At 36.4% G+C, this 13,978-nt stretch carries 12 protein-coding genes; 2 read left to right on the top strand and 10 right to left on the bottom strand.

All coding sequences use genetic code 11. From position 1 onward, the window contains the following. Positions 1-212: 212 nt before the first annotated feature. Together ICJ84_RS10115 and fahA are read right to left on the bottom strand one after the other, a co-directional pair. On the bottom strand, positions 213-1,391 hold the full coding sequence (locus ICJ84_RS10115) for a hypothetical protein (protein ID WP_188216275.1): 1,179 nt from the start codon (positions 1,389-1,391) through the stop codon (positions 213-215). A gap of 110 nt (positions 1,392-1,501) precedes the next feature. After that, the gene (fahA, locus tag ICJ84_RS10110) at positions 1,502-2,788 is read right to left on the bottom strand and encodes a fumarylacetoacetase (protein WP_188216274.1); all 1,287 of its coding nucleotides are present in this window, start codon (positions 2,786-2,788) and stop codon (positions 1,502-1,504) included. Between the two features lie 202 nt (positions 2,789-2,990). Here fahA and glyA point away from each other — a divergent pair, with 202 nt between their 5' ends. Both glyA and ICJ84_RS10100 read left to right on the top strand, forming a co-directional pair. Beyond that, positions 2,991-4,265, top strand: coding sequence for a serine hydroxymethyltransferase (gene glyA, locus ICJ84_RS10105; protein WP_188216273.1), 1,275 nt, complete (start codon positions 2,991-2,993; stop codon positions 4,263-4,265). 244 nt (positions 4,266-4,509) lie between these two features. Next, positions 4,510-5,682, top strand: coding sequence for a MalY/PatB family protein (locus ICJ84_RS10100; protein ID WP_188216272.1), 1,173 nt, complete (start codon positions 4,510-4,512; stop codon positions 5,680-5,682). Positions 5,683-5,748: 66 nt separating this feature from the next. Here ICJ84_RS10100 and ICJ84_RS10095 read toward each other — a convergent pair whose 3' ends face one another. The 8 genes from ICJ84_RS10095 to ICJ84_RS10060 form a co-directional block, all read right to left on the bottom strand. Further along, the gene (locus ICJ84_RS10095; RefSeq protein WP_188216271.1) at positions 5,749-6,465 is read right to left on the bottom strand and encodes a DUF3307 domain-containing protein; all 717 of its coding nucleotides are present in this window, start codon (positions 6,463-6,465) and stop codon (positions 5,749-5,751) included. Further along, positions 6,462-7,061, bottom strand: a complete 600-nt coding sequence (locus ICJ84_RS10090) for a SatD family protein (RefSeq protein ID WP_188216270.1) — start codon at positions 7,059-7,061, stop codon at positions 6,462-6,464. The genes ICJ84_RS10095 and ICJ84_RS10090 overlap by 4 nt, the downstream gene beginning before the upstream one ends. A gap of 160 nt (positions 7,062-7,221) precedes the next feature. Further along, entirely contained in the window at positions 7,222-8,325 is a 1,104-nt protein-coding gene (locus ICJ84_RS10085; RefSeq protein WP_188216269.1) for a lipid II:glycine glycyltransferase FemX, read from the bottom strand. An 85-nt stretch (positions 8,326-8,410) separates the two neighbouring features. Then, on the bottom strand, positions 8,411-9,118 hold the full coding sequence (locus ICJ84_RS10080) for an FRG domain-containing protein (RefSeq protein WP_188216268.1): 708 nt from the start codon (positions 9,116-9,118) through the stop codon (positions 8,411-8,413). Between the two features lie 46 nt (positions 9,119-9,164). Continuing rightward, on the bottom strand, positions 9,165-10,727 hold the full coding sequence (locus tag ICJ84_RS10075; RefSeq protein WP_188216267.1) for a hypothetical protein: 1,563 nt from the start codon (positions 10,725-10,727) through the stop codon (positions 9,165-9,167). Between the two features lie 122 nt (positions 10,728-10,849). Further along, entirely contained in the window at positions 10,850-11,869 is a 1,020-nt protein-coding gene (locus ICJ84_RS10070) for a UDP-glucose--hexose-1-phosphate uridylyltransferase (protein WP_188216266.1), read from the bottom strand. 11 nt (positions 11,870-11,880) lie between these two features. Then, a complete protein-coding gene (locus ICJ84_RS10065) occupies positions 11,881-13,032 on the bottom strand; it encodes a galactokinase (protein ID WP_188216265.1) in 1,152 nt (383 codons plus the stop codon). A 6-nt stretch (positions 13,033-13,038) separates the two neighbouring features. Beyond that, complete coding sequence (locus ICJ84_RS10060; protein ID WP_188216264.1) at positions 13,039-13,935, bottom strand: aldose 1-epimerase; 897 nt, start codon at positions 13,933-13,935, stop codon at positions 13,039-13,041. Between the last annotated feature and the right edge of the window lie 43 nt (positions 13,936-13,978).

Here is a 13,978-nt window from a genome sequence, read left to right as displayed (position 1 = left end):
AATGCATTGATAATCCGATAAAAAACATAAAATTATATCTTTTTTAAGAAATCAAGATATTGTTTGTCAGTGTATTGTGTGGTGTTTTTTTGTTGGATTTTTTTATTTTGAGCTATAAGAAGATGTGATGCAGATGTTGAGTTGATATTTTTAATAGGTTCAGTAACTAAAAGGGCCCAAACTCAGTTTGGGCCCTTTTAATTATATCTTAGTTATCTAATCGTATAAGAATTTATAATTTGCTTGAGTTGTGCTTTAAGATCTTCACCTGTATCATAAATCATTTGAGATTCACTAGGGAAGGGTACACGCTGATTGTTTAAATACTGCAATAAATCGGTTTCCAAAGCGCGGCGATCCCCTCTTGAGGTAGCAAAAATATGCTGAAACACAAATTCACTGGTAATCGGGAAAGCGTCTTCCAGTTGTTTGGTGTTTAAATTTACATATTCAACATTTCCGGTAACTTGGACCGATTTAAACTGTGTCGATTCGTAATACTCGCAACGCACGGTTTTTAAATTATCAACCTGAATGGCATTACCTAGACTGTCTTTTACCTGATTGCCGTTTGCGTCCAGTAAGTTTTTTTTGCCATCAACAATTTGTTTTTCCTTAATGATTTGTCGCTCCTTAATTTGCTCAGGCGAGATACCTATTTCTCTTAGGTTTACTCGCATGCTGTAATCGTATTTTACTTCTTTAACAGCTGTATTGTGGTATACCGTCCATAAATTATTTAGACCGTAAGTGCTGAAGTTTAACAAATCGTCTTCCAAACGTTCCGGTATTACTTTTTTGGTGTCGTTTACCATATCAACTATTACAAAATCGGTTCCTTTGGCATGAGCAACATCCATGAGTTGACGAACATCTTTGAAGTTCGGATTAATGTCTTCTATGGTTTTAAAATCGTTATAAGCCTGACGATAGTCCATTTTGTTTTTTGAGTCTAATAAAGCTAAAGCAGTGTTGTACATTTGTTGCGAGGCGTTGTTTTTAAACGAAATGATGTGATTTGAATAATCGTTAAAATCAAATTTAACCTCTTTCCCATTAACAAATAAAGGTAAAATCGGTTTGATGTGTTCCTGACGTTGATCGAGATTTACATAAGTATCATAAATACGAATGTAGTTTTCAGGATTATTATCTTTTTTTAAGAAGTTAACCGAATTTAAATCGCGTTCGGTAGCTTTATTGTAAGCTTCATGAAGCATTACAATATAATCTGCTTTTCCTTTTTTGTCTTTATTCGTTCTTAATTTACTAATGGCATCGTAAATTGCCTGATCGTAATTGCCGGAACTCAGTGATTTTTCAATTTGCTTGCTACTACTACAAGCACAAAGTATAAACAAGGAAAGAATGGAGAGTAGTTGTTTTTTCATGCTTAAAATTTTGGGTTTTGATTAGGGGTAAACAATAGTAATGCTATTTTATAATAAAAGAACCCTCAAATATATAATTTGAGGGCTTATAAATAGAAGTTAAATACTTTTTATTTCTTTTTGAAAACCGGGAGTAATTTCGTTGATACTTCACCGAAACCAATACGCGTGCCATCTTTTTCACAAAAGCCGCGCATAATTACCGTATCGTTATCGTTAATAAATTTACGTTCTGTGCCATCTTTTAATTTAATTGGCTTTTCGCCTTTCCAAGTAAGTTCCAGCATTGATCCGTAAGAATCTGGCGTTGGTCCTGAAATGGTTCCGCTACCCATTAAATCACCAGAATTCACAGGGCAACCATTAATGGTATGGTGCGCCAGTTGTTGTGAAATGTTCCAGTACATGTATTTGAAGTTAGATTTACTTACAAGGTTTTCCTTTGCGCCTTCCGGCTGAATAGAAACTTCTAAGTGAATATCGAAACTTTTCTTTTTGCTTGTAGATTTTAAATAATCTAACTGAGGTTTTATTGGTTTAGGACCTTCAACACGATAAGGTTCCAAAGCATCTAAAGTAACAATCCATGGTGAAATGGAAGTGGCAAAGTTTTTAGCTAAGAAAGGGCCAAGAGGCACGTATTCCCATTTTTGAATATCGCGCGCACTCCAATCGTTTAGCAATACTAGACCGAAGATGTATTCTTCGGCTTCATCAACTGGTATAGGTTCTCCTAAATCGTTTGCAGCTGTAGTGATAAAGGCCATTTCTAATTCGAAATCCACCAATTTACTTGGTCCGAAAACCGGTTCGGTAGCACCATCAGGTAAGGTTTGTCCTTGCGGTCTGTGTACCGGAATACCAGATGGAATTACTGATGAACTTCTTCCATGGTATCCCACAGGAATGTGAAGCCAGTTTGGCAATAAGGCGTTATCCGGGTCTCTAAACATGGTTCCAACATTGGTGGCATGTTCTATACTTGAGTAAAAATCGGTGTAGTCGCCTACCTCAACAGGAAGTTGCATTTCTATTTCGTCTAAGCGAAACAAAACAATTTCCTTGTGACTTTTATTGTTTTTTAAGGTGGTGTTATTGCTGTCGAAAATTTCAGCAATGCGATCTCTAACCGCACGCCAGGTTTTTCTGCCATCAGCAATAAAATCGTTTAACGAATCCTGAAGAAAAATATCATCGGTTAATGGGATGCCATCAAAATACCCCAACTGATGTAAGGCCCCTAAATCTATAGCGGTATCACCAATACGGGTTCCTATAGTAATGATATCATCACGTGTTAAAAACACACCAAATGGAATGTTTTGAATAGGGAAATCGGAGTTCTTATCGACGTGTAACCACGATGTTCTATCTGGATTGTTAGCTGATAACGGCATAACTTATATAATTTTTTTAATATGAATAATGTTCAAACCTACATAAAATTTTCATTTTTCAAGAAAAAAATAAATAAAAATTGGGTTTGAATAGTGGGTTAATAAAAAGGACAAAAACTTAATAGTAAATATATGTTTTTTGGTGAATTTAACTAATCTATTTGTTACTTTTGCTGCATATTTAACTAGAATTTAATTTTATATGCAACGCGACGAACAAATTTTTGAATTAATTCAAGCTGAGAAAGAGCGCCAACTACATGGTTTAGAGCTTATTGCGTCTGAGAACTTTGTTAGTAATCAAGTTATGGAGGCAGCTGGTTCAGTATTAACTAATAAATATGCTGAAGGATACCCTGGCAAACGCTATTACGGTGGATGTGAAGTAGTTGATGAAGTAGAGCAAATAGCAATTGATAGAGCAAAAGCTTTGTTTGGTGCAGAGTATGTAAACGTACAGCCACACTCAGGAAGTCAGGCTAATACAGCAGTTTACCATGCTTGTTTAAATCCTGGTGACAAAATTTTAGGATTCGATTTATCACATGGAGGTCACTTAACACATGGATCACCGGTAAACTTTTCAGGAAAATTATACAATCCTGTATTTTACGGTGTAGAAGAGGAGACAGGTGTGTTAAACTATGATAAAATTCAAGAGATTGCTACTAAAGAACAACCAAAATTAATTATCGCTGGAGCTTCGGCTTACTCACGTGATATTGATTTCGCTCGTTTCAGAGTCATTGCCGATAGTGTTGGGGCTATCTTAATGGCTGATATCTCTCATCCGGCAGGTATGATTGCAAAAGGTATTTTAAACGACCCAATGCCACACTGTCACATTGTAACCACAACGACTCACAAGACGTTGAGAGGTCCAAGAGGCGGTATGATTATGATGGGGAAAGATTTCGATAATCCATTCGGAATCACTTTAAAAGATGGTAGCTTACGTAAAATGTCTTCTTTATTAGATTCTGCTGTATTCCCAGGAAACCAAGGAGGACCATTAGAGCACATCATTGCTGCTAAAGCAATTGCTTTTGGCGAAGCGTTAACCGATGAGTTTTTACACTACCAGTTACAGGTAAAAGCCAATGCGGCTGCTTTAGCGAAAGCTTTAGTTGGAAAAGGATACAACATCATTTCTGGTGGTACAGATAACCATTGTATGCTTATCGATTTACGTAACAAAGATATTTCAGGTAAAGATGCAGAACAGGCTTTAGTAAAAGCAGATATTACGGTTAATAAAAACATGGTGCCATTCGATACGCGTTCTCCTTTCGTAACTTCAGGTATCCGTATTGGTGCTGCTGCAGTGACGACAAGAGGTTTAAAAGAAGCTGAAATGGAGCAAATCGTTGAGTTAATTGATGAAGTGATTATGAACTACCAAGACGAAGCTGTTTTAGAAGCTGTAGCCGATAAAGTAAATGCATTAATGGCAGATAGACCGTTATTCGTAGCTTAATAAGCTTTTCATGCTGAACTGGTTTCGGCATCTATAATAAATAAATCCCGCCCATTTAGCGGGATTTTTTGTTTTTGGGCGTTACCCTTCGTTGACACTTCGGGGCGGGCTTTACGCGCTACATGGTAGCTTGCTCCAATCCCTAACGCAATTAGATTTAGAATCTTAAAATCAATATAAAATTAGGTGTAAACTAAACCAATATTGCTAGTTTTGGGTAACGACTATAAAAACAAACTATCCTATGAGTATATTCGATATTGAACACACTGTTGAAAATTATTTTGTAAAGAATAATCCTAAATATTTAAAAATGGTTTTGGGTACAGATGATGTGATGCCGTTATGGATTGCCGATATGGATTTTAAAGTCGCATCTCCTATTACCGAAGCCTTACGAAACATTGTAGAACGCGGTATTTATGCCTATGAAGATATTAGTCCGCAGGTTAAAGAAGCTATGGCAAACTGGAATTTAAAGCGTCACGGCTTACAGATGAACCCAAATGCGTTCATTCAGGTGAATGGCGTGCTTACGGCTATTGCTGTTATTTTACGGGCGCTAACAAAAGAAAGTGATGGCATCATGATTCAAACGCCGGTGTATCATCAATTTTATAATGCTATCAAAACCGCCAATCGTACCGTTATAGAGAATCCGTTAAAAATTGAAAATGGACATTATGCTTTCGATTTTGAGCATATGGAGCAGCAACTTAAATCGGGTAATACCAAAATGATTTTGTTATGTAATCCGCATAATCCTGTTGGTCGCGTCTGGTGCCATGAAGAATTACAAAAGTTGGTGGATTTAGCCAATCAATACAATGTGATTATAGTCAGTGACGAAGTACATTCTGAAATTGTATTCAGTAAGACAAAATTCAACAGTATTTTATCACTTGAAAATATAGAAAATCATATTGCAGTTTTAGGCTCGCCGGCAAAAACCTTTGGTATGCAAAGTATTGCCAATGGATATATTTATGCTGAAAACAAAGCACAGTTTGAAGTTATAAACAGTTTGGTAACCTCTATGTATTTGCATCAAGGAGGTGCTTTGTCAGCTTATGCTATTTTGGCGGCCTATACAAGTGGTCATGCCTGGGTAGACGAGTTGGTCTTGTATTTAGAAGAAACGGTAAACTGGATTGAAGACTTTTTAAAAACTGAATTGCCACAAGTAAAAATGATTCGTCCGGAAGGCACGTATCAAGTATGGTTAGATTTTTCAGCACTTAATCTTAACAAAACCCAATTAAAAGCCTTAGTATTTAATAAAGCAAAGGTGGGGTTAGCTTTAGGGTCGACATTTGGAGCCGATTACGAGTTGTTTATGCGTATGAATATCGCATCGCCATTAGCTAAAATTCAACAAGCATTTCAGCGAATTAAAGCAGCGATTGACTCTTTATAGTTTGAATTACAATAAAAAAATCCCGCTGAAAGATGCGGGATTTTTTATTATAATGTGGTATGTTTTCTATAAATTATCGACGATATACAAGTATAATAAACCTATTGAAATGGCTAATCCGAAACTGATTAAGGTTCCTATTAATATGTATTCAGTTAGCTTTCTGTCTTTGGCTCTGGACAGGTCTCCAAATCTAAAAACCGATTTTGCGGCTATCAATAATCCAATAGCACTCCATTGATTGAGGAGGATAAATCCAAAAACGAACAGACGCTCCAGTATTCCTATATATTTACCGGCACTTTCTAAAGAATCTTCCGACTTGTCTTCTTCTAAAATCCATTTCCCCATGATTATTTTCATAATTATTGAAGATACAAAAGTTAGCGTTAGTAAGGCGAGTACAAACAGAAGGGCTTCCGTAGAATATATTTTGTTGAATTCGATAACGTAGGGCGTGTGCATATAAACCACGATGCCAATAACACCTAAATGTAATATTTGATCAAGGGAAAACAGTACTCTCGAATTAACGTGACCCTCCAGTTTTAGTTTAACAAGATCAATAATCAGGTGACTGACAACAATTAGGATTATGGAACCTAGGTAAGACCAGTTAAATTGCAGTAAAACTAATAGCGCTATAAAGTGAACCAGGCCATGTAAATAGAGGTGTTTAGATTTAAAGGTTTTGTTTTTTTTCGATTCGACCCAACTGTTAGGCTGTAGAACAAAATCACCTATAACATGAGCAACCAATAATTTTATTATAAGATTCATCATAATTTAGAAATATTTTTTACGTAAAACGCGTTCATGTTCATGATTTCTTCGTAGCCGCCTCTTTTTAAAGCTTCACTAATATTACTTTGTGATCGGTTTAAAAGTTTAGCCAAGTCCTGCTGATTTTTTTCGGGGTGCTCAATAGCTGCTTCAATCACTTTCGAGACTACACTACTCCAGTTATTGGTGGTTAAAAGCGATAATTTTAACATGATGTTTAACGATTCATCTATTGCTGGATAATCAGATTTCAGTGCCAGAGTATATTTTTTTAAATCTTCAAAGCATTCACCTGAATACACAAATGCCGGACCATTCGATTCGGTTATTTTAGAAGCGTTGTACTTTGCTTCACCAATACCTATAGCCATTCTAACATCACGTGTTTTAGCTTGTTTTATTGTCGATTTAATATGAATGGCTGCAAGCAGCGCTTTTTCAGGAGCTAGTACCAACTGAAAACTATCGCCTCGGTATATTTCCCAGTGTTCAGGTTCGTTTCCGTAATGGTTAAGCGTCTCCTTTAAAGGAGCTATCCAGCTTTCAATGTCTCCTTTTCGGGAATTAATGATATCTCCGGTTATAACAGCAATCATGGTTTTGTTTTTCTCAAATATATCTATAAAAAAGCAGATACGCAAAAATATCTGCAATTAAGCAGATATTGTAAAATATCTTGTTTTAAGCAGATATTTGTGTGTTTAAGAATAACCATAACTTAAAGTTTAATAAAAATAGGAGGGAAACTTTTACAGGTTAATTCTGCATTTCCTGCAGTTTATACAAATCATATAGTTTTTGATTAAACGGATAATCCCAGCATCCCATACGGTGGTATAAATCGCCACCAAAGCCTTTTTTGTAAACATGTACACCGTGAAGCGGATGGCTTCGGTTTAGGTTAGGTGCCGAGCCAAACATATCGTATTCAGTGCAACCCCATGCTTTCGAAATCTTCATCGATTCCCATTGCAAAGCATAACTGGCGGTTAAATTGTTTTTATCATTTGCCGATGCGCCGTATAAGTAGGTGCCTCGTTTTTTAGACAGTACTAAAAACATAGACGAGAGGAACTTCCCATCTATATCGGCCATTAGCATTTTTACGGTAACGCCTTGTTTGCTGTTGTCCTGATTGTTAAAGATGGTGGAAAAGAAGGTTTCGTTTTGTGCAGGCATACCGTGTCGGTTGGCGGTTTCCAGATATAATTTATACCAGTCTGCCATGTGGTCTATGCCGTACTCACGAACGTTGATGCCTTTTTTACTCGCTCGTCTGATGTTGTATCGGGTATTGTAGCGCATGTTGTACAAGAGATCTTCCTCATCTAAGGTTAAATCCAGGAAGAAGGTGTTTTTAGGCAGGTTATCGCCAACGCTTTTTTGAAGGTTCCAGTTGTTGGTATTAAAATTTACGCGGAATTCCTGTGTTTGATTAGGTGGCGGACCAATCCAGTTACCGTTTTGATCGAAATATTCTTTTTCGGTAGCCCATTGGTTTTCCCAGATTAAATCGTAACGAATAAAAATGCAGTTAGAAGGGAGGTGCGGTTTAATAGATTCTGAAAGCTGCTCTAAAAATAGCCCTTGATTTTCAAAGTCCGGTTCTAATTTAGGTCCGTAAGGGACATAGGCAAAGCAGTGGTTTTGGTCGATGTACTTGATAAGTATTAGTAAATCTTCGCCTTTTTTTTCAATAGAACTCGCATCGCTAACCAATAAGTCTTTCGAAATGGTAAGTTCGAAGCCTTTAGGAATGAAACCCTGATTTTCTTTTACACGTCCCCAAAAGGGCGTTTGTGGTAGTATGTTTGTTGCATCAAATTCTTGAATATTCTTTTCGCGTAGCTCACAAATCATTTTTTTGGCGGCAAAACTACTGAATCATATAGATAATATGAAATTATTGGGGTGTTTATCTGGGAAATGAGAGGTTTGTTAAAATTTAATAATCTTCAATTTCATTTTCATCAAAATTTTTGTCCCAATATTCATAGTTTTCTATAAACCAAGTTAAATGTTTTGATAACCCTTCTAAGTCAGGGAATAGATTTAAATAATTAATTCCATATTGATTGAGCATATGGATAATTTCAACTTTGAGATTTGAAGGAATGATAATTTTAATTAAAGAACCATCTAAAGTATTATTGTTTAAAGGCGTTTCAGGGGGATTATGAACTGTGAAATGACCATATTGATTTGCAACTCTATCAGAAGCAGCGCTAGGATGATGCATTATAACAGGAATTTCAATATTAAACGGATCTATTTTTTCGTGTAAAATACTTTTGTTCGGTTTAAATACAAAAAAAGCTCCATCTTTATCTTGGTTTTCTGAAGCAGCAAAAAATAAAGCTACTGTCGGAACATGAGTCCAATCTAAAAACCTCGTAGGGAGACCTGTATGTTGCGCTACTGCTAAAAGTTCCCAGTCAGAGTAATTTTCTTTATTTAAAAAAGATATAGCTCTTCGTTTCCACTGATAAAAAATAACTTTGTCTGGAACTTTATCAAAACCTTTCCTTCCTGCCTTAGGAACTAAATCCCAAGAGGAATCGCTTTGCCCTCTAAATTTAAAAATGTTACTTTTTCTATATTTAGAAAGTAAGTCATGAATTTCGTTTAGAGAGTTAATTCTTATTTCGTTCAAATTAAAGTTTTTAAAATTTATTAATCTTAAAATTTGGGCATAATTTTTAATTCTCCTCTTCCGGAAACGTAATATGCTGGTAGGCTCCTAAATCGGGAGCAGTGGTGCGGTTTACGTTTAACAAATCGGTAGGCACTTGCGTAGCAAAACCAGATAACCCCTGATTAATGGCTGCTGAGTTTTCGCCAATAATAAGCATATTTTCGTTAGGCTTAAAGAAGTCTGGTGACTGATTGAAGATATTTCCTTCGTAATGCGTTGTGTCTTCAAAATTGTAATTAGGGCCATCAAAATAATTGCTGTTATCCTGAAAGCGAATCAAACAGTTCGTAAACTTAAAATTAAAAACAACTTCTTCATTTTCAACTTCATCTAAAAGTAGTTCCGGATTGTCGTTTCCGTAAATGATGCAGTTGTTAAAATTGGCTTCGGTTAAATCGGTAATTACCGTGTTATCGTCAGCGTCAATCATAAAGTTATTTAAAAGCAGAGCAGGGAACTGTCTGGAATTACTCCAGTAATTGGCAATGGTACAGTGTGTGAAATTGTAGCTTCCGCCAAAAGTACCGGCGAAGGCCGATTGTCCGGCATTATTTAACACCAGATTTTCTGCAGTAATCGATGTGTTTCTTCCTAAGATTCCGAATCCAGAGTTATTATAAATTTGAGTATTCGTAATTTTTAAAACATCTTCGGAAGCTTCAGCACCACCATCGCATAAAATCCCAATGGAACCATTTTTAATCGTCGCATAATTAATAATGTTGTTATCACTACCTTCAAATAGCCAGATGCTGCCCCATTGACCTGGAATATCAGCAAAGTCAGGTTCTAAGCGGTCGCCTTCAAAAATGACTTCGTTTTCCATCAAGTCTTGATTTGCACTAAGCTCACCATTCACGTGAAGTGAAGCGCCTTCAGACACCAATAGCCCTGAACTTTCATGAAAATGAATGCGCGCTCCGGCATCTATGGTTAAGGTGTAGCCGTTTGGCACGGCGGCATAACCGTAAATGACATAAGGTTTTTCGTTTGTAAAGTGGAGTTCGTTAGGTTGTAAGGTGCGTCCTTGAATATCGGTTTCGTATTCCTTACCGCCAATATTTAAAGTTAAGGTTTCAATGACTTTAGTGTCGTAATCGCGATTCGGATAAATAAATACCGCATCCTGAACCAAAGTTACTAATTCTACATTTTGTTGGTTGGTACCTGTATCGAATTGAATTTGATCGGTATATAAAAAGGTTCCGTTATTATCCAAATCGTTTATATTTATAGTCGATTCAACAAAAATATAAATAGAGTCTTTCGCCTGAATTTGCACATTATTGAATACTTTTCCAGCCATACCGTCGATGTTTAAGCGGTAGTTTGAAGCATTACCAAAACCTAATTGCACCGACGGAATATTGATGTCGGTACTACTGCGGTTATATACTTTTAAGGTGTAAGTACTGGAGCCGATGTTGGTAAAAGTGGTGTCTAAATACACAGTGTCTTTAGAGAATTCCAGATTTCCGGTACTTGGTGAAAACTCAAAATCTTTACGACAAGAACTCCATAATATTAAAAATGAAAAAGTAAGTAAAAAGTATATGTAGCGTTTCATTAAAGGCATTTCTTTTGTAGGCTAAAAATATAACTTTTGAAGTTATGATTTAGTGTATGACTTTAAAAAATAAAACCTGATGGGTACATCAGGTTTTATTTGGTTTTTATAGATGCTGAATCTTAAAGTAAGTTTCGAAGCATTTTTACAGCGCTTTCAGCTGTAATATCTCGCTGTGGCGAACCGAACATTTCGTAACCCACCATGAATTTCTTAACCGTTGCACTGCGTAATAACGGAGGATAGAAGCTCATATGCCAGTGCCAGTGACTGTTATCTTCACCATTGGTCGGTGCCTGATGTATACCACTTGAATAAGGAAACGAAGTATTGAATAACTTATCGTATGCCTTAGTGATTACCGAAATAGCTTCAGCAAATAGCAATGTATCTTCGCCGGTCATTTCAGAAATATTGGTCTGATGCTTTTTAGGAACAATCATCGTTTCAAACGGCCAAACCGCCCAGAATGGAATTAACACCACAAATCCATCATTTTCAAAAATGATACGTTCTTGTTGTTCTAATTCCTGAGTTAAATACGTTCCTAATATACTTTTTTGATGTTCCTTGAAATAGTTTCGTTGTTGTGTATCTTTCTTTTCAACTTCGTTTGGTAAGGTGGTCTGACTCCAGATTTGACCATGTGGGTGCGGATTGCTACAACCCATCACAGCACCTTTATTTTCAAAAATCTGGACGTAGTTGATTAAGTCGTTATCACCAAGTTCTTTATATTGATTTTGCCATTCTAAAACCACTTGCTCAATTTCGGTAGGAGCCATATCGGCTAAACTTTTAGAGTGGTCTGGGCTAAAACAAATCACTTTACAAATGCCTTGTTCGCTTTGCGCTTTTAATAAGCCATCATTAACCGAAAAGCTTTTTGAATCGGTTTGAAGTGCAGCAAAGTCGTTGGTGAATACATAAACATTTTCGTATTTCGGGTTTACCTCGCCGTTTATACGTGTATTACCTGCACATAGGTAACAGCTGTCGTCATAAGACGGTCGTACTTCGTTTGAAACTGCTTCATTTTGACCTTGCCATGGGCGTTTTGCGCGGTGTGGTGACACCAAAACCCATTCGCCGGTAAGTATATTTAATCGTTTGTGTGAGTAATCTTGTAAATCGGTATTCATCATTAATAAGTTTAGTCAGTTATCAATTTGGTTCCATCGGCTAATTCTACAGAATAGATAGAACAGTCTTTACCAAATTTGTTTTTATAACGTTCTGATATTTTTGTTTTAAAATCGTTAACGGCTGATTTTGCAATCAGGTTAATGGTGCAGCCACCAAACCCGCCACCCATCATACGAGCTCCCAGAATTTGGTGGTTTTCTTTAGCCTGATCCACCAAATAGTCAAGTTCCTCACAGCTTACTTTGTATTGATGTTGTAAACCATGGTGTGACCCATAAATGAGTTCCCCCAGGGTTTTTAAATCGCCATCAGTCATTGCTTTTGAAGCCAATTCAGCACGTTTGTTTTCCTGAATAACGAATAGAGCCTTCTGGTAATTTTCTTCGGTAACGTTGTCTTTTATTGTTTCTAAGTCGGCTTCAGTAGCATCTCTTAAGGCTTTAATGTTTAGCATTTCAGAAATGGATTCGCATACGGAACGGCGATCGTTATAAGCACTATCAGATAGACTGTGCTTTACGTTGGTGTTTATCAGCATCAATTCGTAACCTTCAAAATCAATATGAAAAGGTTTGGCTTCAATCGAGCGACAATCTAAAAGTAAAGCATGGTCTTTAATGCCAAACATGCTCGCGTATTGATCCATGATGCCACAGTTTACACCTACATAGTTGTGCTCTGCTTTTTGTGAAATGAAAATCATCTCTTCTCGGGTTAATCCTAAATCGAATAATTCATTTAATCCGAAGGCTACACTGTTTTCAAGTGCTGCAGAAGACGACATGCCCGAACCTGCCGGAATATTTCCGCTAAAAACCACGTTAAAGTTCCCAACGGTGATTCCTTTTTTTTGAATTTCAGCAATAACACCCAATACGTAGTTTCCCCAGCTCTCTTTGGCTAAAGGTTGAATGCTGTTTACTGAAAATTCTATGGTGTCATCCACATCAATAGCGTAGGCTACCGAGGTATCTGAATCGTTCTTTTGAAAGGCTGCCACTATACCTTTATTTACGGCTGCCGGGAATACAAAACCGTCGTTGTAATCGGTGTGTTCCCCAATAATATTAATACGCCCCGGTGAAAACACTACGAGTGGTTGCGTGTTAAATTTATCTACAAAGGTGTTTTTTACCTTGTTCACTAATGCATTATTCATAATTAACTATTGTAGTTTAATATTCCAGTTAAGGTGATAGGTCTCATTTGGTTTTAAGGTTTGTAACCCCATAACATTGTTAAAGCTATTTGAAACACCAGTGGTAGGCTCAATGGCCACATGTGTCTTTTTAGGAGGTGTATAGATTTGTAAAAAGCTTTCTTTTGAGGAGCTACTCATTACAAAACTGTATTCGGGTGTGTTAAATGTAATATTGTTGTGGTTTAACAAGAAACAATCATCAAGATATTTATCTTTGATTTCAAAACGTTCAGTCCCTGAAACATCTTTGGTTCCTGTGGTAATGCAACGATCGTTAAATGTTAATTGCTTGTTACTATCAAACTTTAAAGTGCTATCGAAAAGGTTTGCTGATTCAAAATACGGATGCCATCCTAAGGTAAAAGGAAACGTTTTGCTATCGGTATTTTTTACAGACACATTTAAATCTAAAGAGTTGGCTGTTAAAACATATTCCAATTGAATAGTAAATGTATATGGGAAACCTTTAGATACGTTTTCCTCAACATATTCCAAAGTTATTGCCGCCTGATGTTCATCTGTTACCTGTTTAATGAGCTTAAAAGTTTTATTAAACACTAATCCATGTAAAGCATTATTATTTCCCGGTTCATTAATTGGGAATTGAAATGTTTTCCCCTCAAAAGAATATGCGCCTTTGTCTATTCGGTTAGCAAAAGGAAACAAAATAGAAGAGGCGTAAGTGTCAGAATAAGGTAGCGGGTCTAATGCTGTGATTATTTGTTTTCCATTAAGGGTTAAAGCTTGTAAACTAGCCCCTAGACTAGTATATATTTTTGCGGAGGTTTGAATTGAGGTATTCTCAATTTCAATATATTCTAAACCGTTTGAATTATCCGTTTTAAGATTTATTGTGTACAATTGTGATTAATTAATAGATTGAGAGTACAAATATAAGAACTAA

Source organism: Aestuariibaculum suncheonense (genome assembly GCF_014596935.1).
Lineage (GTDB): Bacteria > Bacteroidota > Bacteroidia > Flavobacteriales > Flavobacteriaceae > Aestuariibaculum > Aestuariibaculum suncheonense.
The sequence above is the reverse complement of the archived record's forward strand: the minus strand, read 5'-3'. Positions and strand labels throughout refer to the sequence as shown.